This window comes from Novosphingobium sp. BL-A-41-Hi4A-0G (assembly GCF_055521735.1).
Window position 1 is genome coordinate 59102 of record NZ_CM145501.1, and the last position, 20906, is coordinate 80007.

General features: G+C 66.6%; 25 protein-coding genes. 1 reads left to right on the forward strand and 24 read right to left on the reverse strand.

Annotated features, from left to right (window positions below; translation table 11 throughout):
• Positions 1 to 52: 52 nt before the first annotated feature.
• The 8 genes from ACZ1JX_RS00320 to ACZ1JX_RS00355 are packed head-to-tail and all read right to left on the reverse strand — an operon-like array spanning position 53 to position 6151.
• Positions 53 to 319: a hypothetical protein gene (locus ACZ1JX_RS00320; protein ID WP_465124854.1), complete on the reverse strand. Its 267-nt coding sequence runs from the start codon at positions 317 to 319 to the stop codon at positions 53 to 55.
• A gap of 19 nt (positions 320 to 338) precedes the next feature.
• Positions 339 to 782, reverse strand: coding sequence for a chemotaxis protein CheW (locus tag ACZ1JX_RS00325; protein ID WP_465124855.1), 444 nt, complete (start codon positions 780 to 782; stop codon positions 339 to 341).
• A gap of 23 nt (positions 783 to 805) precedes the next feature.
• Complete coding sequence (locus tag ACZ1JX_RS00330) at positions 806 to 1177, reverse strand: response regulator (RefSeq protein WP_465124856.1); 372 nt, start codon at positions 1175 to 1177, stop codon at positions 806 to 808.
• Between the two features lie 23 nt (positions 1178 to 1200).
• Positions 1201 to 1758 carry a chemotaxis protein CheD gene (locus ACZ1JX_RS00335; RefSeq protein ID WP_465124857.1) on the reverse strand — a complete coding sequence of 186 codons (558 nt, stop codon included), beginning with the start codon at positions 1756 to 1758 and terminating at the stop codon, positions 1201 to 1203.
• Position 1759: 1 nt separating this feature from the next.
• Positions 1760 to 2815: a protein-glutamate methylesterase/protein-glutamine glutaminase gene (locus ACZ1JX_RS00340; RefSeq protein ID WP_465124858.1), complete on the reverse strand. Its 1056-nt coding sequence runs from the start codon at positions 2813 to 2815 to the stop codon at positions 1760 to 1762.
• Entirely contained in the window at positions 2812 to 3681 is an 870-nt protein-coding gene (locus tag ACZ1JX_RS00345; RefSeq protein ID WP_465124859.1) for a CheR family methyltransferase, read from the reverse strand. The genes ACZ1JX_RS00340 and ACZ1JX_RS00345 overlap by 4 nt, the downstream gene beginning before the upstream one ends.
• Entirely contained in the window at positions 3678 to 5894 is a 2217-nt protein-coding gene (locus tag ACZ1JX_RS00350; protein ID WP_465124860.1) for a chemotaxis protein CheA, read from the reverse strand. The genes ACZ1JX_RS00345 and ACZ1JX_RS00350 overlap by 4 nt, the downstream gene beginning before the upstream one ends.
• Positions 5891 to 6151, reverse strand: a complete 261-nt coding sequence (locus tag ACZ1JX_RS00355; RefSeq protein ID WP_465124861.1) for a chemotaxis protein CheX — start codon at positions 6149 to 6151, stop codon at positions 5891 to 5893. The genes ACZ1JX_RS00350 and ACZ1JX_RS00355 overlap by 4 nt, the downstream gene beginning before the upstream one ends.
• Before the next feature lie 203 nt (positions 6152 to 6354).
• Here ACZ1JX_RS00355 and ACZ1JX_RS00360 point away from each other — a divergent pair, with 203 nt between their 5' ends.
• Positions 6355 to 7383: a chemotaxis protein CheB gene (locus tag ACZ1JX_RS00360; RefSeq protein WP_465124862.1), complete on the forward strand. Its 1029-nt coding sequence runs from the start codon at positions 6355 to 6357 to the stop codon at positions 7381 to 7383.
• A gap of 105 nt (positions 7384 to 7488) precedes the next feature.
• Here the strand turns inward: ACZ1JX_RS00360 and ACZ1JX_RS00365 are convergent, their stop codons facing one another.
• The 16 genes from ACZ1JX_RS00365 to fliF are packed head-to-tail and all read right to left on the reverse strand — an operon-like array spanning position 7489 to position 20905.
• Positions 7489 to 7872 (reverse strand): flagellar export chaperone FliS, encoded by a 384-nt coding sequence (locus tag ACZ1JX_RS00365; RefSeq protein WP_465124863.1) that lies wholly within the window; start codon positions 7870 to 7872, stop codon positions 7489 to 7491.
• A gap of 1 nt (position 7873) precedes the next feature.
• Positions 7874 to 9316 carry a flagellar filament capping protein FliD gene (fliD, locus tag ACZ1JX_RS00370; RefSeq protein ID WP_465124864.1) on the reverse strand — a complete coding sequence of 481 codons (1443 nt, stop codon included), beginning with the start codon at positions 9314 to 9316 and terminating at the stop codon, positions 7874 to 7876.
• A 5-nt stretch (positions 9317 to 9321) separates the two neighbouring features.
• Entirely contained in the window at positions 9322 to 10485 is a 1164-nt protein-coding gene (locus ACZ1JX_RS00375) for an EscU/YscU/HrcU family type III secretion system export apparatus switch protein (protein WP_465124865.1), read from the reverse strand.
• A gap of 9 nt (positions 10486 to 10494) precedes the next feature.
• On the reverse strand, positions 10495 to 11268 hold the full coding sequence (fliR, locus tag ACZ1JX_RS00380) for a flagellar biosynthetic protein FliR (protein WP_465126456.1): 774 nt from the start codon (positions 11266 to 11268) through the stop codon (positions 10495 to 10497).
• Positions 11269 to 11278: 10 nt separating this feature from the next.
• Positions 11279 to 11554, reverse strand: coding sequence for a flagellar biosynthetic protein FliQ (locus tag ACZ1JX_RS00385; protein WP_465124866.1), 276 nt, complete (start codon positions 11552 to 11554; stop codon positions 11279 to 11281).
• Positions 11555 to 11560: 6 nt separating this feature from the next.
• Positions 11561 to 12292, reverse strand: a complete 732-nt coding sequence (gene fliP, locus ACZ1JX_RS00390; protein WP_465126457.1) for a flagellar type III secretion system pore protein FliP — start codon at positions 12290 to 12292, stop codon at positions 11561 to 11563.
• 53 nt (positions 12293 to 12345) lie between these two features.
• Positions 12346 to 12627, reverse strand: coding sequence for a flagellar biosynthetic protein FliO (locus tag ACZ1JX_RS00395; RefSeq protein ID WP_465124867.1), 282 nt, complete (start codon positions 12625 to 12627; stop codon positions 12346 to 12348).
• Positions 12627 to 12935, reverse strand: coding sequence for a flagellar motor switch protein FliN (fliN, locus tag ACZ1JX_RS00400; protein WP_465124868.1), 309 nt, complete (start codon positions 12933 to 12935; stop codon positions 12627 to 12629). Before fliN ends, ACZ1JX_RS00395 begins: the two co-directional genes overlap by 1 nt.
• Before the next feature lie 23 nt (positions 12936 to 12958).
• Positions 12959 to 13846: a FliM/FliN family flagellar motor switch protein gene (locus tag ACZ1JX_RS00405; protein ID WP_465124869.1), complete on the reverse strand. Its 888-nt coding sequence runs from the start codon at positions 13844 to 13846 to the stop codon at positions 12959 to 12961.
• Positions 13847 to 13868: 22 nt separating this feature from the next.
• Positions 13869 to 14468 (reverse strand): flagellar basal body-associated FliL family protein, encoded by a 600-nt coding sequence (locus ACZ1JX_RS00410; RefSeq protein WP_465124870.1) that lies wholly within the window; start codon positions 14466 to 14468, stop codon positions 13869 to 13871.
• 30 nt (positions 14469 to 14498) lie between these two features.
• Positions 14499 to 15767: a hypothetical protein gene (locus ACZ1JX_RS00415; protein ID WP_465124871.1), complete on the reverse strand. Its 1269-nt coding sequence runs from the start codon at positions 15765 to 15767 to the stop codon at positions 14499 to 14501.
• A 34-nt stretch (positions 15768 to 15801) separates the two neighbouring features.
• A complete protein-coding gene (locus tag ACZ1JX_RS00420; protein WP_465124872.1) occupies positions 15802 to 16236 on the reverse strand; it encodes a hypothetical protein in 435 nt (144 codons plus the stop codon).
• On the reverse strand, positions 16233 to 17516 hold the full coding sequence (locus tag ACZ1JX_RS00425) for a FliI/YscN family ATPase (RefSeq protein ID WP_465126458.1): 1284 nt from the start codon (positions 17514 to 17516) through the stop codon (positions 16233 to 16235). Before ACZ1JX_RS00425 ends, ACZ1JX_RS00420 begins: the two co-directional genes overlap by 4 nt.
• Positions 17517 to 17563: 47 nt before the next feature.
• Positions 17564 to 18175: a FliH/SctL family protein gene (locus ACZ1JX_RS00430; RefSeq protein ID WP_465124873.1), complete on the reverse strand. Its 612-nt coding sequence runs from the start codon at positions 18173 to 18175 to the stop codon at positions 17564 to 17566.
• Positions 18168 to 19202, reverse strand: a complete 1035-nt coding sequence (fliG, locus tag ACZ1JX_RS00435; RefSeq protein ID WP_465124874.1) for a flagellar motor switch protein FliG — start codon at positions 19200 to 19202, stop codon at positions 18168 to 18170. Before fliG ends, ACZ1JX_RS00430 begins: the two co-directional genes overlap by 8 nt.
• Positions 19199 to 20905 carry a flagellar basal-body MS-ring/collar protein FliF gene (gene fliF, locus ACZ1JX_RS00440; protein WP_465124875.1) on the reverse strand — a complete coding sequence of 569 codons (1707 nt, stop codon included), beginning with the start codon at positions 20903 to 20905 and terminating at the stop codon, positions 19199 to 19201. The genes fliG and fliF overlap by 4 nt, the downstream gene beginning before the upstream one ends.
• Between the last annotated feature and the right edge of the window lies 1 nt (position 20906).

The following is a 20906-nucleotide window of genomic DNA, read 5'->3' on the forward strand; positions in this document are numbered from 1 at the left end:
TGTTGATGGCCGCCCCGCCGGATCCCGGACGCGCGAGGGGGAGCGGCCGGGATCACCCTGAAAGACGCATCCTGTCGCGCAGAACGTCGATCGCGATGCGCTCGATCTCCTCGGCAGGGCGTTCGGCGACGAGCAGGCGGCCCAGGGAGCGCTGTTTCTGGGCGATGAGGTCGATCGCCTGAAGTTTGTCCATGTGTTTCATGGCGATGTCCATGTCCATGCACAGGGATGCGCCGAGGGCTTCGACTTCCTCGGCGAGCTCCTCGAGCACGACGGCGATCTGCCGGTGCGTAGCCTGTTTGGGGGTGACTTCGGCCATGAGGCGGCGCTCCCTTCGCTCAGGCGGCTTCAGCAAGCTGGGCGCCGTCGGACAGCGCGGCAAGATTCAGGACCATGACCATGCGGTCCTCGATTGCGGCGAGGCCTTCGAGAAACGGGACGACGGTGTCTCCGGCCGAAGTCGGCGGCGGGGGCTGCAGCGTCTCGCTGTCGAGCGTGACGATATCGCTGACCGAATCGACGATCCAGCCCGAGATCTGCGCGCCCTGCTGGGTGACGATGATCGCGTGGCGGGGCGTTGCTTCGGTGGCACGCCAGCCGAGGCGGGCGGCGAGGTCGATCACCGGCAGGACGGTGCCGCGCAGGTTGACGACGCCTGCGACATAGGACGGCACGCGTGGCAGGCGCGTGGTGGGCGACCACGCGCGGATCTCGCGGATGGCCATGATGTCGAGGCCAAAGACCTGTCCCTCAACCTCGAACGTGATCAGTTCGCGCAGCATGGTCGGACTCCTCTCAAGAGATATCAGTGGGCTACGCGCCGGACAGCGGCGACGAGCTTTTCGGGATCGAAAGGCTTCACGATCCAGCCCGTAGCCCCCGCCGCGCGGGCACGGGCCTTCTTCTCGTCCGAGCTTTCGGTGGTGAGGACGAGGATCGGACGGTCGCGGTGGCGGCTGCCCTCGCGCAGGCGTTCGATAAGGCCGAAGCCGTCGAGGCGGGGCATGTTGATGTCGGTAATGACGACATCGACCTCGTTCATCGCCAGCCAGTCGAGTGCGGCCATGCCGTCCTCGGCCTGCGCCACGTCGAAGCCGTGGCCGGACAGGGCGTGATTGAGGAGGGCCCGCATGGACGGGCTGTCGTCTACAGTAAGGATCCGGGTGGTGTTGCTCATGGGATGGGCTCGCTTCTCGAAGATCAGAACAGTTCGACGTCGCCGCGGTCCACGGCCGGGCGTTGCGTGGGTTGGACGGGGGGCGCGAACCGGTCTTCCACCGTGCGGAGGCGGACCTGGCCCGATGCCGGGCGGAAATCGACGCGGCGGGCATTGGTGCCGCCCAGATCCTCGCGCATCAGGGCAATGCCTTCGCGCCGGAGGAATTCGCGCGCGAACTCGGCATTCATCGTGCCGATGCGCATCATGTTGCGGTTGACGTTGGCGCCGCCATAGAGGTGCGCCTTGAGGTTGGCCTTGCGCGCGCCGCGGCTGAGCATCTGGTTGACCAGCAGTTCCATCAGATAGACGCCGTAATGCTCGTCGACCTGCGCGCCGGGAACATTGGCGGGCGGTTCTGACAGCAGAAAGTGATTCATGCCGCCGACGTGGGCCGCTGGATCGAAGAGGCAGGTGGCGACGCAGGAGCCGAGCACGGTCGAATACTCGACCGAAGCACTGGCGCTGGCAAGCGCCTGTCCCTGCATCACGGTGATGCGGTCGAGCGGCGGGGTGCCGGGGATGGGGAGTTCAGCACTCATATCATGCGGCCTTGCTGAAGGCGTGGCGAGCGATGGCGCCCAGAGGAGCGACGATGCGCGCAGCGCCGAGGTTGATCGCAGCGCGGGGCATGCCGAAGACGGTGCAGGTGGCCTCGTCCTGCGCGATGGTGCGCGCGCCCTTCTGCGCCATGGCGAGCAGGCCCTGCGCGCCGTCTGCGCCCATGCCCGTCAGCAGGATGCCGACCGCGCGGGCACCGACGACCTCGGCAACCGAGGCGAACAGCACGTCGACGCTCGGCAGGTGGCCGGAGACCGGCGGACCGCTGCGGAGCTTGCAGTGGTAGGAGGCGCTGCCGCCAAGCGAGAGATGGCGTTCGTCGCCGGGTGCGAGGTAGACGTGGCCGTCCTTGAGCGGCATGTCGGGCTCGGCAACGAGGATGCGCGGCGGGCATGACTGGTCGAGCGTGCGCGCGACAGCCGGGGCGAAACGGGCGTTGATGTGCTGGACGATGACAGTTGGCGGGCAATCCGCCGGGAAGCCTGCCAGCACCGTCTGCAGTGCCTCGACCCCGCCGGTGGACGAGCCGATGGCGATCAGGGCGGGGCGGTCAGCCAGAAGGGTGCGCGCTTCGTTGGCGACAGTGCTCGCGGGGCGGGGTGCCGGACGGCTGGCCTGATGGTTCGATTGCGCGGCGCGGGGGGGGAACTGCACCTTGGCCGCCTCGCGGATCATCTGGGCGAGCTTGCCGGCATCGTCGAGGCCGGTGCCGCCGCCCGACTTGGCGTAGCAATCGACCGCGCCCAGTGCGAGCGCACGGGCGGTCATCTCGTTGCCCTGCTGGGTCGAGCCGGAGACAATGATCACCGGGGTGGGGCGCAGTTCCATGATCTTGGCGAGGAAATCCAGGCCGTTCATGCCGGGCATCTCGATATCGAGCGTGACCACGTCGGGGTCCAGCTCGCGGATCATCTGGCGCCCTTCGGCGGCATTGGCGGCAGCGGCCACGACTTCGATGTCGGGCTCCTTGCTCAGCCGATTGGTGAGGATCGCGCGCATGGTTGGCGAATCCTCGACGATGACGACGCGAATGGTCATGCGGCCCTCTTGCGGTAGATGGTGGGACCCTGGGTGGAAAGCAGATCGAGCGCCGGGCCGGTGACGCGTTCGGAATGGCCGATGTAGAGCCAGCCTCCGGGCGCGAGCTTTTCGGCAAAGCGCGCAACGAGGCGCTCCTTGGTCGGGCCGTCGAAATAGATCATCACGTTGCGGCAGAAGATCGTGTCGAACTGGCCCTGCATCGGCCATTCGCCGAGCAGGTTGAGAATGCGGAAGCGCGCGATCTGCTGGACTTCCGGCGCGATCACGGTCTCATCGCCCGAACTGCGCGTCCATGCCCGGCGCAAGCCTTCGGGCACGGGCTTGAGGTCTTCGCTGCGATAGGTTGCGGCACGGGCCTTGTTCACCGCGTGGGTGGCGATGTCGCTTGCGAGCAGGCGCAGGTCCTTGCGGGCGATGGCGGTGCCTTGCGAGGTATCCTCGCCGAGCAGGGTCATCAGCAGCGACCAGGTTTCCTCGCCGCTGGAGCAACCGGCCGACCAGAGGCGGATCTTGCCGCCGCGCTGGAGGCGGTCGAGGTAGCCGGGGCGGACGTCGCGGGCGAAATGCTCGAAGTGGTGGGCTTCGCGGTAGAAGAAGGTGTGGTTGGTGGTCAGCGCGCAGATCGCCCTCTGGCGCTCGGCAGCGTCCTCGCGGATGCGCATGACATAGGCACCGAAGGTGGCGCAGCCTGATTCACGGACCAGCGGGGAGATGCGCGAATAGACCAGCATGGCCTTGCCGGCAGCCAGCACGATACCGGCCTCGGCATGGGCGATTTCCGAGATGGCGCGGAAATCCGCCTCGTCGAACACCCCGGGGCTGACCCCGGGCATCGACGCATCGAGCGCGTCCATCAGGCTCATGCGGCTTCGGCCAGATTGGCGGCAGCATTGCCTGCAGAAGCGAGACTGCGCGAGACGAGGCTGTCGACATCGACGATCAGCGCGACACGGCCATCGCCGAGGATGGTAGCCCCCGCGACGCCCTCGACCGAGCGGTAATGGGTGTCGAGGCTCTTGATCACGACCTGGCGCTGGTCGCAGATCGCATCGACCATCAGCGCGGCCCGGCCTGCGCCTTCGGTCTCGACCACGATCAGCACGGCCTCGCGCGGATCGCTGACAGCCCGGGCGGCACCGACCGACTGGGCCAGCGAGATCACCGGAATGAAGCGGCCCCGCACGTTGATCATGCTGCGGTTTGCGCCCAACCCTTGCACTTCATGCGGTTCGGGACGCAGGCTCTCGACCACGTTGGCGAGCGGGACGACGAGCGTCTGGTCGCCGACGTTGACGACCATGCCGTCGGAAATCGCGAGGGTGAGCGGCAAGGTGAGGGTGAAGGTGGTGCCTTTGCCGGGCTCGGAATCGATGGTGATGCGCCCGCCCAGGTCCTTCACGTTCTGGCGCACGACATCCATCCCAACGCCGCGGCCCGAGATGTTCGAGACCTGCTGCGCGGTCGAGAAGCCCGGCGCGAAGATCAGGAGGTCGATCTCCTCCTTGGACAGGATGGTGTCGGCAGTGACGAGGCCCTTCTCGATCGCCTTGGCGAGCACGCGCTCGCGGTCGATGCCCTTGCCGTCGTCGGCGATGCGGATGAGGATGCGGCCCGAGCGGTGCTCTGCCGAGAGGGTGAGCGTGCCCTCCGCGGTCTTGCCGGCAGCGATGCGCTCGTCGGCCGGTTCGATGCCGTGATCGACCGCGTTGCGGATCAGGTGGGTCAGCGGCTCGCCGAGGCGTTCGATCACGGTCTTGTCGAGTTCGGTGCTTTCGCCCGAGACTTCGAGGCGGACGTGCTTGCCGGTGGACGAGGCCAGTTCGCGCAGGATGCGCGGCACGCGGCTGAATACCGAGCCGATCGGCTGGGCGCGGATGGCCATGGCCGATTCCTGGATGTCGCGGGTCAGGCCTTCGATCATCGCCATTTCCTCTGCAACGGCGAGACCTTGTCCGGCAAGTCGCTGTGCCATCATCGCCTGGGCAATGACCAGCTCGCCCACGGCATCGATCAGCTTGTCGAGCTTGTTCAGCTCGATGCGTATCGACTGGCCGGGTGCAGGAGGGGCGGGCGGCGCGGAGCCATTTGCGGGGGGAGGGGCAGCGCGTGCGCTTTCGCCATCGCTGGGCTTGACGGCTGCAACCGGGACGGATGGCGCAGCCGCAGCGGGCACGGGATCTGCCGCGGCGATGACGGGTGTCGGCGCCGGTGGAGCCACTTCGCGATGCTGCACAGGGGGCATCTCTGCGTCCGCACCCAATGCGAGCGAGCAATCGTCGCCGACGAAGTCGAAGACATCGCGCACGCTGGCTTCGCTGACATCGGCGGGAAAGCTGAAGGTCCAGCCGAGGTAGCCGGTGCCGGTATCGAAGGAATCGAGCGGGGGCACCGACGATACGTCGCAGACCTCGCAGCGGCCGCCGAGGTCGCTCATTTCGCGCAGCATGAGCAGGGGCTCGCTGCCGTTGCGCATGGCACCGGAATGCGGGCGCAGGCGAACGCTCCAGCGAGCTGGTGCGGGGGCGGCCTCGGTGGCATCTGCCTCGGGCTGAATCTCGCCGGAGATATCGTCGAGCAGGGCATCGAGATCGAGGTCGAAATCGAAGTCGTCCGACGAGCTTTCCGGTTCCGGAGACGTGGCGGCGACGGGTTCGGGCGGCGGCGCGACTGCGGGCGCAGGCGCAGGGGCCGCACCGGCATTGGCAGCCATCGAGGCGGTCAGTTCCGCCAGCAGGGCGCCGTCTTCGGGTGGCTCGCCGCCGTCCCGCGCAGCGGTAACGTGATCGCTCAGCGTATCGAGTGCGCGCAGGAGCAGGTCGGTGAGCGGTTCGGTGATGGCAACGGTGCCGTCGCGCACATCGGACAGCAGCGTCTCGAAGACATGGGTGAAACCCTGGAGCGCGACATAGCCGAACGCGCCCGCACCGCCCTTGATCGAGTGGACGCCGCGGAACACGGCGTTGACCGTGTCGCTGTCCTGCGTGCCTTCGCGGCAGGCGGCGAGGCCCTGCTCGGCGGCGGCGAGCGATTCTTCGCATTCGGCGAAGAAGATCGCCTGAATTTCTTCGGCGGTCATGCGATCAATCCGGAGAACAGTTCGTCGGTCAGACCGGTGAGCGCGGCAACGTCTTCCAGTGCGCGCGAGGGCAGGATCACTGCGCCTTCGCCGGTCTGGCGGGCGCTGACGAGGAGCTGCAGCATGGCCTGGCCGATCTGCTGGCACTCGCGCGCGTCTATCTGCAGGGCACCGGACCCCAGTGCCGCGATCATTTCCGGCAGCAGGGCTTCGGCAGCGGCGCGATCGCAGCGGGCTGGCAAGGTGATCGACGTCATGGAGATGCTCTTCCTCCGGCTCGTTTGGACCGGACCGACAGGACCGGCGCGGCAACAGGCTTTCCGGAATAGAGCAGGAGCGGAAAGGCAGGCTTTCGCGGGGCCTACGGTGAGATACGTAAGGCATGGCACAGGAATTGATCGGTGCTTCGCGCGTAGGACGGATGCAGGCCAAACAATGCCTTTGGAAGGTTCCGTTCAACATGAATGAAGCACGCGTTCTGGTTGTCGATGATTCCGCAGCGATGCGGGCACTCTTTTCCGACATTCTCGACCAGTCGAAGAACGTGACCGTGATCGGCGCGGCAGCGAATGCTGCAGAGGCACGCGAGCAGATCAAGGAACTGCGCCCGAACGTGGTCACGCTGGACGTTGAAATGCCCGGCATGAGCGGGATCGAGTTTCTGGAGGAGATCATGGGCAGCAATCCGCTGCCGGTGGTCATGCTCTCGAGCCTTACGCAAGCGGGCACCGAGACCTCGCTCAAGGCCTACGAGCTGGGCGCGGTAGAGTGCTTCCCCAAGCCATTGAAGGCAACGCCCGAGCAGTTCAGCAAGACCGTGGGCAAGCTTGGCAAGATCGTTCTGGCCGCGGCCAACAGCAACGTCAAGGACCGCAAGGCCCCGCGCGAGCGCAAGGTGGCCGATACCAACTTCGAATGGAACGGGCACATCCTTGCGATGTCGGCCTCGATGGGCGGCATCGACGCGCTGACGCAGCTTCTGGAGGATTTCCCCGAGAAGTGCCCGCCAACCGTCATCGCGCTCAATGCCGAACCTGGCATCGTCGAAACGTTCATCAAGCGCATGGAAAGCGAACTGAAGTGCTCGGTCAAAGCGGCAAAGGATGGCACGCCGCTGACCCAGGGTTCGATCCACATTGCCTACGATCCCGATCGCCACATGGTGATCGAGCCGGGCAGCCCGGCCAAGCTGCGCCTGATCGACCGCGATCCGGTGGAGGGAATGCGGCCTTCGGCAAACCTGCTGTTCGGATCGATCGCGCGTGGTTCGGTACCAGCGGCAGGTGCGGTGCTGACCGGCATGGGCGCCGATGGGGCCAAGGGCCTCAAGCTGATGCGCGACAGCGGCTGCAAGACATTCGCGCAGGATCGCAAGAGCGCGCTGGTATCCGAAGCGCCGGGTGCTGCGATCGATGCCGGGGCTGCGGAAAGCGAGCTCGATCTTGACGATCTTGGCACAGCGCTGATCGCGGCGTGCAGCATGGGATAGGTTCGACCCTGGAGTTCCCCCGCGTGCACGTCCCCTGCGCGCGAGGGAAACAAGCCCGGAGCCAGCAGTGGCCCCGGGCTTTTCCTGTTTCGATATTGCGTGAGTTCAGGCCGCTATGCTGCGCAGCATTGCTTCGCGTATCTCGCTGAAATCCTGACGGATCGTACGGAGCGTGTCGGCATCGAAGCGCGTCACGCAATCGAGGATCGCGTTGCGTGCAGACTGGTAGAGCTGGACCAGCGCGGCAGCGGTGGGGTTTGACACGTCCACGCCCATCTGCAGCGCGGTCAGCGCGGAAACGGCGCGGGTGAGCGCGGCGCTCTTGGCCGCGTTGTCCTGGCGCTCGTGCGCATGAATCGCGCGGCCGACAGAGCCAATGACCTGCTCGAGGCACAGATCGACAAGCTGGCGCGAATCCGCACCGCGTACGCGAGCGTCGAAATCGACGCGGCGGTAGGCTTCGGACGGGTCCTTGCGATGGTGCAGCATGTCAGTTCTTGCCCGATGCGTTCCAGGCGTCGATCTGCGCCTGTAGGAAGGTAAGCGTGGATTGCGAGCCGCTGACGCGGGTGTTCATCGATGCGAAGCGCGAAACCAGCTGCTGGCGCAGCGCTTCCTGCTTCTCGGTCAGGTCCGATGTCTTCTCGGTCGCACTCTTCTGCAGTGCTGTGTAGCGCGTGATCGAGCTGCCGAGCGAGATGCCGGTGGTCGAGGATGCCGCGCGGGCAATCTTGTCGACCGTGGCGAAGACGCCGAAGATGCCGGTGATCCACATCGCGCCCGCTTCCTGCGGGCTGGCCTTCAGCGTGTTCGAAAGACGCGTGCTGTCGAGGCTGAAAGTGCCGTCGCGCTCGATCTTGAGCCCGAGGTCGGCAAGGGTCGAAGGTTTGCCATCGGCAGCGTTGGGCATGATCTTCGTGCCCGGAAGTGCGGTCAGCGCGGTGCGCAGGGCGCGGGCACCGGGATCGTTGTTGAGCTCGCCGCTGGTCTTGTCCGTCGCGGTGTTGAGCTGCGAGACGACCTCGTTCAGTGCGTCGACCAGATCGGTCATCGCCGTGCTGATGCCGCCGGACGGATCGCTGAAGCTGATCGTCGCGGGATTGTCGATGTTGGTTGCGGTCAGCTTCATGCTGAGGCCGGGAACGATGTCGTTCACGGTATTGCTCTTCGACGTATAGCCGATCCCGTCGATGTTGAAGGCCGCGTCCGATGCCGTGGCCTTGAGGCGCGTGCCTGCGCTTGCCGGGGTCCATGCGAGATCGGCAAGAGCCTCTCCGCCGACATCGGGGGTGGTCTCGATGACGAAGCCGTTGGCCGCGCCTTCCTGGCCCTTGAGCACGATCTGCGCGCCCGCAGAGCCATTGGCCACATACGCCGTAACGCCTGTGTTCGCGTTGTTGATCGCGGTGGCAACGTCGGCCAGCGTCGCGCCCGTGGGGATCGCGATGTCCACCTGCGAGCGGCTGGCATCAGGGTTGAAACTTCCGCCCGACACCGTGCCGAAGCGCAGCGTCAGCGTACCCGAGCCGACCGTTGCAGTGGACGAGGCATAGGCGGGCGTCACCAGCTTCTGCGCATTGGCAAGGCTGGTCACTTCGAGGCTGTAGGTGCCGCTGCCGGTGGCCGTGCCCTTGCTGACGCTGGCGACGCTGCCGGCCGAGATCGACGGGTTCACGGCAAGGTCGCCGGTGCGGATCAGCGAGCCGATCGAGGATGCCAGCGTGGTCATCAGCGACCGCAGGTTCGAAGCGCTGGAGATCTGCGCGGTGAGCTTGTCATTCCGGGCAGAAAGCTGATCGAGCCGCGCCGCGAACTGTGCGGCAGCAAGCTGTTCGGCAAGCTGCGCGGTGTTGATCCCGCTGCCTCCGCCCAGCGCCGAGACGATCTGCGCGGTGGCCGAAGTCGAGGCGGTCGATGAAGGAGTTGTTGCCATGGGACTTAGGACGGCCGCGCGGGCGCGGTCTTAAGGTCGATCACGGCTTCAGGCCGCCCGTCTGCGTCGAACTGCATGTGGATCGGCAGGTCGATCGAAGGGAGGTCGGGATTGTCGCCGCGTTTGAGCGAAAGGACGAAGGCGAGGACCGAGGCGACGGCGGCGTAGAGGTCTTCGCGGATCATCTGGTTCTCGCGCGTGGTGAAGTAGACCGAGCGGGCGAGCGGCGGGATTTCTAGCGTTGGCACGCCCAGTTCCGCCGCCAGTTCGCGCATCGCCAGCGCCTTTTCGCCGCGGCCCTTGGCGAGGACGACGGGCGCGGGCGCAAGCTCGGGATCATAGACCATGGCGACGGAGAAGTGCGTCGGGTTGGTAATGACGAACTGCGCCTTCTGCATCGCCTGCTGCATGGCGCCCATGGCGAGCTGGCGCTGCTTGCCCCGGATCGCGGCCTTCTTTTCGGGCGAGCCCTCGGCGTCCTTGTGCTCGTCCTTCACCTCCTGCAGCGTCATGCGCAGGCGCAGGAAACGGCGCACCCACTGGATCGCGAAATCGACCAGCGCGATGACGATCAGGCCCGAGGCAAGCGCGAAGGCGAGGGATACGATGGTGTCCCATGCGGCGACGAGCTGGCCATGAATGCTGCCCTGGCCGAGGCCAACCATTCCGGCAATGCGGCCCGATGCCCACGAATATGCGATGGCGCCGAGCAGGATCAGCTTGGCAAGGCTCTTGGCGAGTTCGATCCACCCTTGCGCGCCGAACATGCGCTTGAGCCCCGAGAGCGGATTGATGCGCGAGGCCTTGGGGGCAAGGTTCGAGGGTATCCAGCGCCCGTCGGACAGGCCGATCTGCGAGAAGACCGACGCGGCCAGCACCATCAGGCCAAGCAGCATCACTGGCGGGAGGACCGCGATCAGTGCGCCGGTCAGCAGCTTGGCGGGGGCGAAGTCCTCGATGGCCGCGCGATCAAGCATGAACGAGGCGCGCAGGGTGTCCTGCAGTGCATCGAACATCCAGGGGCCGGCAAACTTCAGCCAGACCGCGCCGACGAGCACGCCGATGGCCGTGGTGAGGTCCTTGGAGCGCAGGACATCGCCGTTCTTCGCAGCGTCCTTCTTGCGCTTTTCTGTCGGGGCAAAGGACTTCTCGCCTTCCTGTTCGGCCATGCCCGCCTCCTATTTCAGGACCAGCGCGCCGGCGTTGGCGACGGCAGTGGCGGAGATGTCGACCATGACGTCGGTCAGCATCGGGGCGGCGGCGATCATCGCGGCAAGGCCTGCGAGCACGCCTGCGGGAAGGCCTAACGAGAACAGGTTGAGGCTGGGGGCAGAGCGGCTGATGATGCCGGTCGTAACCTGCACCAGCAGCAGGATCAGCGTGACGGGCAGGGCGATCAGGATCGCAGTCACGAACATCTGCGTGGCGAACTGGCCGATCAGGTCGATCCGGTTTGCCGCCAGCCACGAGGTGCCGGGCGGGAAGGTGCGGTAGCTGTCGACCAGCAGCGCGATCCAGTTGAGATGCGCCCCGGTGCCGAGAAAGATCACGGTGAGGACGACGGCGAAATACTGGCCCATCGCAGGCGAGTGCGCGCCGCTGACCGGGTCTGCGGTGGTAGCGATGGACATGCCCATGCCACCGCCGATCACTTCGGCGGCGAGTGTCGGGGCGGCGAAGGAGAGTTGCAGGGCAAAGCCCATCGCAAGGCCGATCAGCACTTCGTTGGCGGCAGACAGGATGCCGTTGATCGAAAGAAGTGCCGTCGGCGCTGCGACATCGGTCCAGCCACAGACCAGCAGGGCGATGGCGCCCGAGGCGACGATGCGGATCTGGTAGGGGACCGTTCCGGTGCCGAACAGCGGCGCTGCGAACATGGCGGCGGCGATGCGCGTCATCACGAACATCCAGCGCCAGAAGTCCGCCTCAAGCGCGCCGAAACCGAAGTCCATCTGCAGCACGTCAACTGTGCCCCGTCATGGCGATCTGGTCGAAGATCTCCTTGGTGAAATCGCCGATGAGGCCAAGCATGGCCGAGCCGAACAGCACCAGCACGATGGCAGTGACCGCAAGCTTGGGCACGAAGGTCAGCGTCTGCTCGTTGACCGAAGTCGCCGCCTGGATCACGCCGACGACGAGGCCGACCGCGAGCGAGGCAATGAGGATCGGCGCGGCGACGAGCGCGGTGATCCAAAGCATCCGGTCAGCGAGCGCGAGGAGGGAAGCGGTGTCGTCCATTGCCGCTTACCCGAAGCTTGCCGCGAGGCTGCCCATCAGCAGCGCCCAGCCATCGACGAGGACGAAGAGCAGCAGCTTGAACGGGAGCGAGACGATGGTCGGGCTCATCATCATCATCATGCCGAGGCTCATCAGCACGGAGGAAACGACGAGGTCGATCACCAGAAACGGCAGGAACAGCATGAAACCGATCTGGAACGCAGTCTTCAGCTCGCTGGTGACGTAGGCGGGGAGCAGGATCGAGTAGGGCACATCGGCGGGGCTGGCGAACTTGGGCGCCTTGGCCATTTCCGAGAACATGCGCAGGTCCGTCTCGCGGGTCTGGCGGATCATGAAGGCGTGGAATTCCCGGCCACCTGCCACGAAGGCCTGCTCCGCGCCGATCTGTCCGCTGGCATAGGGCTGGATCGCGTTTGCGTTCACCTTGTCGAGCGTGGGGCCCATGATGAACAGCGAAAGGAACAGCGACAGGCCGATCAGCACCTGATTGGGCGGCGACTGCTGCAGGCCCATCGCCTGGCGCAGGATCGACAGCACCACCAGAACCCGGGTGAAGCTGGTCATCATCAGGATCAGCGACGGCAGGATCGTCAGCAGCCCCATGATGAGCAGGAGCTGCAGCGACAGCGACAGCGACCCGCCGCTCTGCGCGCCGGCCATCTGGCCGAAGGCGCGATCCAATGCGCCCGAGATGGCGGCGGGCTGCTGGGCCGGGGCAGGGCCGGTGGCCTGTGCCATGGCGTAGTGCGGCAGTAGCATGAGCGCGGTCGCTGCCGTTGTCAGGAGCCGCTTCACTGGGCGTCCTCCGCTTCTGCCTTGGGCCGCGCGGGGGCTTCGGCGAGGCGGACTAGGCCGTTCTTGCCAGCGGATACGAGGATTTCGCGGCCGTGGAATTCCAGCACGGCAAGGCGCAGCGTCGGGGACAGCATCTGCGTTTCGACGATGCGGACCGATTTGGGCGCAGACCCGGCCATGAAACGGCCTTCCATGCGCTTGGCGAACTTGAGGCTGGCCCATGCAAGGCCACCGATCAGCGGCAACAGCACGAGCAGCTTGAGGATATACCAGAACATCAGTCGTCCCCGCCCTTGGCCGGTTTCTTCGCGGGGGTGGCCGCAGATGCTTCCTCCGGCTCGCTTCCCGCCAGTTCGACGATCCTGAGGCCGAAGCGATCGCCCTGTGCCACCACCTCGCCGCGCGCGATCAGCTTGCCGTTGACCATGACGTCGAGCAGCTCGTCGGTCATCCGGTCGAGCGTGACGACGGATTCCTCTGAAAGTGACAGAACGTCCCTGAGCTTCATCGCAGTGCGGCCGAGTTCTACGGTCAGGCGGACATCGACGTCCTTGAGGAAATCGAAACCGCGGGGCTGGAAGGTCATGTGCTGGTGGCCTCTTCGTGAAGTCAGGAAAGCTGGGTGATCTGGATGGCGACGCGATCATCGAGCGCGCCGATGGTGCCGTGGGCATAGGTCTTGGCTCCGACCTTGACCGGCACGTTGCGGGCGATGGGCACTGGCAGGACTTGTCCGACGCTGAGGGCCGAGACGGTGGCGAGCGGCAAACTCATGTCGACCAGCACGGCGGTGAGATCGATCGGCATGTCGGCAAAGGGTGCATCGGTCGGCTGGGCGGGGCCGCGCGCGGGCTTTGCCGGACGCTTGGCCTCGCCATGCGCGAACATCGCTGCCAGCGTGTCGAGCGGGAAAGCGAAGTTGATCGCCCAGGGCATTCGGCCCTGTTCCACAACGTTGAGCATGAGGCTGGCGACCGGCGTGGCATCGGGCATCGCCTGAAGCTGCGCCAAGCTGGCATCGCGCCGGATGCTGCGCACCGGGCCGCCCGCTCCGCCAAGCGACAAGGCAAGGCATGTGGCGAGCAGTTGCTCGATCCGGCCGATCATCAGGTCGGCGGAGAGCGGGAATTCCTTGGGCAGAGAGGAAGGCGTGTCGCCGGGGCCGCCGAAAGCGCGGTCGACCAGTCGCAGCACGTTCTCGCCCTCGATGCTGACCATGAACGGCGCGCTGCCGATCTGCATCAGGCTGTTGGCGGCAAGCCGCGGGATTTCCGAGCAGAAGTCGGCAAAGTCGGTCTGCATCGGCTTCATCGGATTGATCTGCGGTTCCGCCCCGCCGAGCAGCGGGATCAGCGCGCCGCGCACGGCTTTGGCCAGGCGCTCGCTCATCCGGGCGAGTGCCGGGACGAGGTCCGCCGCGCTGGGGCCGGAACGCAGCAGGACCGGATCGTGCCGGGCAATGGCACGTTCGGCGATGAAGGCGCGTTCGGGTTTCATGGGAGCCTTGTGGCCTGAGCCATCACTGGACGATGAAGGACTTGAAGTAGACGTTGTCGACGCCGCCAAAGCCCTCGTTCTCGGTGAGGACCTTGTTGATCGCTGCGGTCAGGCGCTTTTGCAGGCGGCCCTTGCCTTCGGGGCTGATCACGTCTTCCTCTGGCGTATCGGCGATAGCGATGAGCAGGGCCGAGCGGATCGCCAGTTCGTGCTTCTTCATCCACAGCACCACGCGATAATCGCGGCGGGTGGAGGCCGAGACGTTGACCTGCAGCAGCGCGTCGGTGTTCTTGAGGTTGGAGGTGAAGTCCTCGGGGAAGTTGTAATAGACGGTGCGGAACTCGCTGCCGCCTTCTCCCTCGACGTTGGCCATTTCGCCTTCGCCCTCGCCTTCCTTGGCCTTGGGGGCATAGGGGTCTTCCTCGCCCTTGCGGATAAGCTTGGGGCTGTTGTCCTTCTTCTCCTCTTCGGCATGGCCGCCGCCGATGACTCCGGCCGCGACGAGGCCGAACACGCCCCCGCCGCCAACGCCGAGCAGGGCCACGGCGCCGATGACCTTGACCATCATGCCGCCGCCCTTCTTCTTCTTAGGCTTGTCGTCCTTGTCGCTCTTGTCACTCATGCGGGTTCTCTCGAAGTTCGGGGGTCAGGATCAGGCGTAGATGTCGCGCGTATCGCGGCTGGTGGAGGCCTGTTCGGCCGATGCGTGGCGAGGCGCGGCGTTGGTGGCCGGACGCTGTCGGGCTTGCTCGTCCTGCGGCTGATGGCGCTGGCCTTGGCCCTGGCTGGTGCGGGCGTCGGCTGAGGACTGCTGGCGCGGAGCTTGCCCTGCGGTTTCGTTGCTTGCTGGCGGAGCATCGGCGGCGGCGCTGACCGCGCGGGCAAAGCCGGGGTCTGCGCTGCTCATTGCCACCGACAGCCCATTGTCCTCGTCACGCTCGAAGCGCAGCGAGACGCGACCGAACTCGGCATGGGTGACCGAGGCATGGATGGCGTGGGGCGATGCTTCTTCGCGGGCACGGGCGAGGGTGTCGACGAGCGTGGCGAAGTCGACCCGTGCCGGCGCGGGCTCTGTCCGAGAGCTGGCCGGGGCCTGCGGCTCAGTGCGCGATGGCTGGTCGAGGACGAGCAGGCCGACAGCTTCGGGATCTGGCGTTTCGGTGCCTAAGCGCTCATCGTGCGTGACCGCCTGTGCCTGCTGCGAACGCGTTGCGAGGGTTGCGAGAGTTGGGGGACTGGCGGCTTCGGGTGCAGTCGGCATGCGCTGCAGTGGGGCGCGGCGGCGTGTCGCGGCACTTGATGCGCTTGCGGCTGCGAGTTCCGATGAAGCTTCAATGTTCCCCGCGACAGCAACCTCGCTGGCATGCTGTTTCCCGGGCCTTGCTGCAGGCAGCAGTTCGATTTGCGCCGTGCTGGCGAGCGCCACGGTGGCCTGGGGTATGTTCGCCGGTGCAGCGCTAGATTGAGGCACCGCCACGAGTGGGCGCTGATCGGATGTCGTTGTGGCAACGGCATCCGGAACGAAAGCGTTCGCGGGTGGCAGGCGGTCCGGCGCCGCGAAGATTGCCGAAAGGATCGCCATGTCGGGCACAAGCATGTCCTGTTGTGGTTCCTCGGTCGGGAGCGCCGCATCGGCTTCCGTCTCTTCCTCCGGCAGGCGTTGCAGGCCCTTGCGTTCGATCTGGGACGGCGGGAGCAGGCGGGCGTTTGCCGGGTCCGGCAAGATCTTGCCGCTTTCCGGCAAGGCGATTGCCGGGGCAGGGGCCACGGATTGCAGGGCAAGCAGCGCGCCGAAACAGGGTGCAGGCGCAGGTGATGCTGCAACGCCTGCCGATTCCGTCGCGATTTCCGGCATCACCGCCTGCATTGCGGGGGCGGGCTGAAGCGCCGTTGGCAAGGGCAGGGCGGAAAGATCGAACATCGGCAGGGCTCCGTCGCGAAGGCGTCAGCCCTGACTATTCAAGGCCTGTGCCAGACCGCTTGGCCGAGGTGGCGGTAGGTATTGTTGCGGATTCGACCTTGCGGGCGATCAGCCGGGCCTGGGCCTCGGCGCGCTCCTCGACAGCCGCGCGGCGACGTTCGGCAGCGGCGGCCTCCTGCGCCTTGGTATCGGCTATGCGCCGCGCGGTTTCAGCATCGGCGCGGGTTCCGGTAGCGATGCGATCAAGCCCGGCGACGAAGTGCCGCAATTGCTGGAGGCCATGCGCGTCGCGAGCGTCTGTGCGCGCGGCGTAGTCAGCAGAGAGGCGCTGGGTTCGCTCGACCAGGCCTTGCAGTTGCGCCAACGTGCCCTCGGCCTTGCCCGCTTCAGCAAGAGCGTTCTGGCGGGCAATGTCGCGGATGCGTTCGAGGCGCTTGAGCCGGGCCAGGCGCGCGCGCTCGGCCTTCACGGGCCGATCAGCCCGGTCAGCGCGGCAATGCTCTCAGCCATCGGCACGACCTCGCGCTGGGGCTGGCCGATGAAGCCGGACAGCGCCTCGTGCATGGCTATGGCGCGGTCGAGCTGCGGGTCCGCACCTGCGCGATAGGCCCCCATCAGCACGAGATCGCGGTTCGCTTCATATGCGGCAACGAGCGCGCGGAAGGTGCGCGCGGCGCGCTGGTGGTCGGGCGCGGTGATGTCGTTCATCACGCGGCTGAGCGATGCGGCGATGTCGATGGCAGGGTACTGCCCGCGCTGGGCGAGATCGCGCGACAGCACGATGTGGCCATCGAGGATCGAGCGGGCGGTATCGACCACCGGGTCGTCCTGATTGTCGCCATCGGCGAGCACGGTGTAGAGCCCGGTGACCGAACCGCCGCTCTGCGCCGAATTGCCCGCGCGCTCGACCAGCTTGGTGATCGTGGCAAGTGCAGAGGGTGGATAGCCGCGTGCTGCGCCCGGTTCGCCCAGCAGCAGCGCGATCTCGCGTCCGGCGTGGGCGACGCGGGTGAGGCTGTCCATGATCAGCAGCACGCGCTTGCCCTTCGCCCGGAAGTATTCGGCAAGGCTGGTGGCAAGCATCGCCCCCCGGATGCGCAAGTTGGGCGCGTGGTCGGCAGGCACGGCAACGATGACCGAACGCTCGCGCTTCGACCTCTGCATGTGCCGTTCGACGAAATCGGACACTTCGCGCGCGCGCTCGCCGATCAGGCCGACGATGACGATTTCGGCCTCGGCCCCATGGGCGATCATGTCGAGCAGCACCGATTTGCCGACGCCTGAGCCTGCCATGATGCCGATGCGCTGGCCGACGCCGAAGGTGGTGAGGGCATTGAGGGCGCGCACGCCGGTATCGAAGCTTTCGCGCACCGGGGAGCGATCGAGCGCGGCAGCGCGCACGCCGCCTGCGGGCCATTCGCGGCGGCTGTGGATCGGGCCCATGCCGTCGATCGGCTTGCCCTCGCCGTCGATGGCGCGGCCGAGGAAGGCCTCGCCCACCGGAAGCATGCCGGGGCGGCCTTCTGGGCGCACCCTTGCGCCGGGGCGTAGCAGCACCGGATCGCCGAGCAGCATCATCAGCGTGCGGCCATTGCGGAAGCCGACGGTCTCCGCCGTCAGTGAGCCGGTGCCATGGGCGATGCGGCATTGCGTTCCGATGGGGACGGAGAGCCCTGAAACTTCGAGCATCCCGCCATCGCAGGCGGCCAGCAGGCCATAGCGCGACGGGGTGAAATCCGGCTCGCACAGCGCGAGGGAATCGAGCGTGCGTTCGAACAGCGCAGGCGTCGTTGCCTTCAGCACTGGCGCAGGGCTTCGTTGATGGCGCGGCGCCATTGTTCTGGGCCGTCCTCGACGCCACCCGCCGCGCCTTCGACGCGCAGCGCGCCACGCTCCAGTCCGGCGTCAGGTTCGAAGTGCCACTCCTCGGGCAGGCGCGCTGCAATCAGCGCGAGATCTTCGGGATGCAGCCGGATCACGCGCTGGTCCTCTGCGCGGGCAAGCATGGCGGCTGCCACCTGAACGCGCCGGGTCAGGGCATCGGGATCGAGCGCGGCGGGGGCAATCGCTGCCTCGCACAACGCGATCACGGTTTCGCGCAGGCGATCCTCGAGTTCGGATTGCATGGCGGCGTCGAGCTTGCCGAGGCCGAATTCGATGCGGCTGCGCGCTGCGTCCTGTTCGGCGATCAACTGCGCGGCGGCCTCCTGCGCATCGCCGAGCCCCTTGGCATAGCCTTCGGCCCAGGCTTCGGCCACGGGATCGCGCGGCTCCGCCGGATCGTGCTCGACCGGCGTGGTTTCTGGCTCGGGACCGACAAGCTGGCGGAAGAAGCGGCGGTCCCGCGCAAAGCCCGGCGAGGCATGTCCAAGATCCGCCAGCGAAACCGCACGCACGGCATCAGACATAGTCGTCGTCGCCCGCGCCGAACACGATCACGCCTTCGGCCGAGAGGCGGCGGGCGGCAGTGACCATGGCTTTCTGCGCTTCAATCACCTCCGCCATCTTCATACGGCCCCGCGCGGCGATTTCGTCGCGCACGCCATCGGCGGCGCGGCTCGACATCGAGCGGAAGAAGACTTCGCGCTGGTCCTCGGGGATGCCCTTGAGCGCCGCAATCAGTGCATCGCTGTCCACCTCGCGCAGCAGTGCGCCCATCGACTTGTCGTCGAGTACGAAGAGGTGCTCGAACTTGAACATCTCGTTCTCGATGGCCTTGGCCAGCTGGCGGTCCTGCTTTGCAATCTCGGGCATGACCCGCTTTTCCACCGCGCGGACCGAGGCGTTGATGATGTCTGCCGCCTCGCGCGGGCCACCCATGGTGAGCGCGCCCGTACCATGGCATTCGCCGATCCGCCGGTTGAGCAGTTCGTCGAGCATGGCGATGGCCTCGGGCGCGACCGGGCCGAGCGTAGCGATGCGGTGCACGACTTGCGGTTGCATCTCATCGGGCAGGCCATGCAGCACGGCGGCGGCCACCTCGGGATCAAGTTGCACCAGCAGCACGGCGATCGCCTGCGGATGTTCGTCGCGGATCAGCGGCACGATCACCTGCGGGGTTAGCCAGCGGGCGAGTTCGATGGTGGGGGTGCGCGAGGGATCGTCGGGCACGATGCGCTGCATCAGGCTGTCGGCCTTCACCTCGCCCACCGCCCGCGTCATGAGCGAACGCACCTGGCCTACGCGATCGTGCGCAATCAGGCCCAGGCGCTCGGTCTTCTCGACGAACCCGGCAATCGCCTGGGCAATGGCAACCGGGCCGATCTCGCCCAGCGCGCACATCTTCTCGCCGAGCAGGCGCAGTTCGGCAGGCTCCAGCTGCGCAAGGATCTGCGCGGCCTGATCGTCCTCCAGCAGCATGACCATCACGGCCGCGCGTTCGGGATCGGAAATGGCGGTCTCGGACATGGCGGGGGCCTCCATCAGGTCGCTCATGCGCTGGCACCTTCCTCTTCAGGGGTCTTGAGCATCTGCTTGAGCGCAACCACCGCGCTGTCGGGCTTCTCGACGACAAGGCGCTGCGCAAGGCTGACCTGCCGGGCGAGCGCTTCGGCATCGACCACGCCGGTCTGCGGGTCCTGCGCGGGCTGGATGGCCTGAGCCACTTCCTCGGGCGTGACGGCTTCGGGGCTCTCTTCGGCGTCGCCTTCGCCGTCATCATCATCATCATCGTCTGCGGCTTCGCCCTTTTTCCGCTTCTTGAGCGGCTTGCCCTCCGCGCTGGCGGGCTCTCGTTTCAACGCCTTGATGAGCGGCCTCACGCCGAGCAGCAGGACCAGCAGCACCGCAATCAGGGCGACCGCGTTGCGCAGGATCGTGGCGAACCACGGCGTCTCCCAGAACGGCGCCGGGGTAACCTCGGCGGGCTTGAACGCGCGCACGGCCACGGCAACCTGATCGCCGCGCGTGGCATCGGCACCGACGGCAGCGCTGACCAGTTGCTTGATCTGTTCGATGTCCTGCGGCTTGGCCTTGGCCATGATCTCTGCACTGAGCGCGACCGCGACCGAGAGGCGCTTTATCTTGCCCGGCGTCTGGTTCGATACCGCAACTTCGCGACCCAGTTCATATGTGCGGGTCGAACTGGATTCGCCATTGGCTCCTGCAGGAGCAGCGGCGGTCGTCGGCGTGCCTTGCGGCGCTCCGGCCTGCGCGGTTGTGGCAGGTGGCGGCGTGTTGGCAGTGACACCGGGTACGCCTTGCGCCGTGGTTGCGCCTGCCTGTTGCGAGGCGCTCTGCGTTTCGGAGCGGACGACGCCCTGCTTGTCATAGCTTTCCCGGGCCGATGTCACCTGATCCATGTCCAGATCGAGCTGGATCTCGGACGAGAAGTTGCCCTCGCCGAGCATGGGGGTAAGCAACTGGGCAACCTGCTGGCGCAGCTTCTCTTCCATGCGCTGTTGCAGTTCGAGCCGGTCGCCATCGGGTCCGGATGGGTCAGACAGCAGCGCGCCGTGCTGGTCCACCACGCGCACCGCATCTATCGACAGACCGGGAACCGACCCTGCCACAAGATTGACGATCGCGCGGACCTGGCTTTCCGAAAGCTGCCGCCCGCGCTTCAGCTTGACCATGACCGAGGCCGAGGGCGGCACGTTCTCGCGCACGAACACCGATTTTTCCGGTTCGGCGAGGTGAACCCGTACGGCTTCGACGCCGTCGATCTCCATCACCGTCAGTTCCAGCTCCCGCTCGCGCGCGGCCTGCAGGCGCTGCCCTTCAAGGCCGCGGCTCGCGCCCATCGGCAGCTTGTCGAGCATCTGCGTGCCGGTCTCGGGCGTGGCGATGGCGCCATCGGAAGCTGCGGCCATGCGCGCCTTGTAAAGATCGTCCTCGCCCACGGTGATCGCGCCGGTTGCGCTGTCGATCTGGTAGGGGATGCCCGCCTTTTCGAGGCTGGCGGTCACTTCGGCGCGCTCGCCGTCGGAAAGCTGGCTGTAGAGCATGCGCTGGGGCGCCGGGGCCATCGTCAGCCACAGTACGCCGGTCAGCCCTGCGGCAGATGCACCCGCGAACCACGGGATCATGCGCCGCACCGATGGCTGGGCGAGCATGGCTTTGGCCCGCGCGCCGATGCCTGTGCCAAGCGGATCGGTCAGTGAGACTGCGGGCGTGCCGGAAGGATTTGCCTCGGCCATT

What these genes read in the sequence shown, in the direction of transcription:
- ACZ1JX_RS00320 (WP_465124854.1), bottom strand. Translation starts at nt 319, where the DNA reads ATGGCCGAAGTCACCCCCAAACAGGCTACGCACCGGCAGATCGCCGTC.
- ACZ1JX_RS00325 (WP_465124855.1), bottom strand. Translation starts at nt 782, where the DNA reads ATGCTGCGCGAACTGATCACGTTCGAGGTTGAGGGACAGGTCTTTGGC.
- ACZ1JX_RS00330 (WP_465124856.1), bottom strand. Translation starts at nt 1,177, where the DNA reads ATGAGCAACACCACCCGGATCCTTACTGTAGACGACAGCCCGTCCATG.
- ACZ1JX_RS00335 (WP_465124857.1), bottom strand. Translation starts at nt 1,758, where the DNA reads ATGAGTGCTGAACTCCCCATCCCCGGCACCCCGCCGCTCGACCGCATC.
- ACZ1JX_RS00340 (WP_465124858.1), bottom strand. Translation starts at nt 2,815, where the DNA reads ATGACCATTCGCGTCGTCATCGTCGAGGATTCGCCAACCATGCGCGCG.
- ACZ1JX_RS00345 (WP_465124859.1), bottom strand. Translation starts at nt 3,681, where the DNA reads ATGAGCCTGATGGACGCGCTCGATGCGTCGATGCCCGGGGTCAGCCCC.
- ACZ1JX_RS00350 (WP_465124860.1), bottom strand. Translation starts at nt 5,894, where the DNA reads ATGACCGCCGAAGAAATTCAGGCGATCTTCTTCGCCGAATGCGAAGAA.
- ACZ1JX_RS00355 (WP_465124861.1), bottom strand. Translation starts at nt 6,151, where the DNA reads ATGACGTCGATCACCTTGCCAGCCCGCTGCGATCGCGCCGCTGCCGAA.
- ACZ1JX_RS00360 (WP_465124862.1), top strand. Translation starts at nt 6,355, where the DNA reads ATGAATGAAGCACGCGTTCTGGTTGTCGATGATTCCGCAGCGATGCGG.
- ACZ1JX_RS00365 (WP_465124863.1), bottom strand. Translation starts at nt 7,872, where the DNA reads ATGCTGCACCATCGCAAGGACCCGTCCGAAGCCTACCGCCGCGTCGAT.
- fliD (WP_465124864.1), bottom strand. Translation starts at nt 9,316, where the DNA reads ATGGCAACAACTCCTTCATCGACCGCCTCGACTTCGGCCACCGCGCAG.
- ACZ1JX_RS00375 (WP_465124865.1), bottom strand. Translation starts at nt 10,485, where the DNA reads ATGGCCGAACAGGAAGGCGAGAAGTCCTTTGCCCCGACAGAAAAGCGC.
- fliR (WP_465126456.1), bottom strand. Translation starts at nt 11,268, where the DNA reads ATGGACTTCGGTTTCGGCGCGCTTGAGGCGGACTTCTGGCGCTGGATG.
- ACZ1JX_RS00385 (WP_465124866.1), bottom strand. Translation starts at nt 11,554, where the DNA reads ATGGACGACACCGCTTCCCTCCTCGCGCTCGCTGACCGGATGCTTTGG.
- fliP (WP_465126457.1), bottom strand. Translation starts at nt 12,292, where the DNA reads ATGGCACAGGCCACCGGCCCTGCCCCGGCCCAGCAGCCCGCCGCCATC.
- ACZ1JX_RS00395 (WP_465124867.1), bottom strand. Translation starts at nt 12,627, where the DNA reads ATGTTCTGGTATATCCTCAAGCTGCTCGTGCTGTTGCCGCTGATCGGT.
- fliN (WP_465124868.1), bottom strand. Translation starts at nt 12,935, where the DNA reads ATGACCTTCCAGCCCCGCGGTTTCGATTTCCTCAAGGACGTCGATGTC.
- ACZ1JX_RS00405 (WP_465124869.1), bottom strand. Translation starts at nt 13,846, where the DNA reads ATGAAACCCGAACGCGCCTTCATCGCCGAACGTGCCATTGCCCGGCAC.
- ACZ1JX_RS00410 (WP_465124870.1), bottom strand. Translation starts at nt 14,468, where the DNA reads ATGAGTGACAAGAGCGACAAGGACGACAAGCCTAAGAAGAAGAAGGGC.
- ACZ1JX_RS00415 (WP_465124871.1), bottom strand. Translation starts at nt 15,767, where the DNA reads ATGTTCGATCTTTCCGCCCTGCCCTTGCCAACGGCGCTTCAGCCCGCC.
- ACZ1JX_RS00430 (WP_465124873.1), bottom strand. Translation starts at nt 18,175, where the DNA reads ATGTCTGATGCCGTGCGTGCGGTTTCGCTGGCGGATCTTGGACATGCC.
- fliG (WP_465124874.1), bottom strand. Translation starts at nt 19,202, where the DNA reads ATGAGCGACCTGATGGAGGCCCCCGCCATGTCCGAGACCGCCATTTCC.
- fliF (WP_465124875.1), bottom strand. Translation starts at nt 20,905, where the DNA reads ATGGCCGAGGCAAATCCTTCCGGCACGCCCGCAGTCTCACTGACCGAT.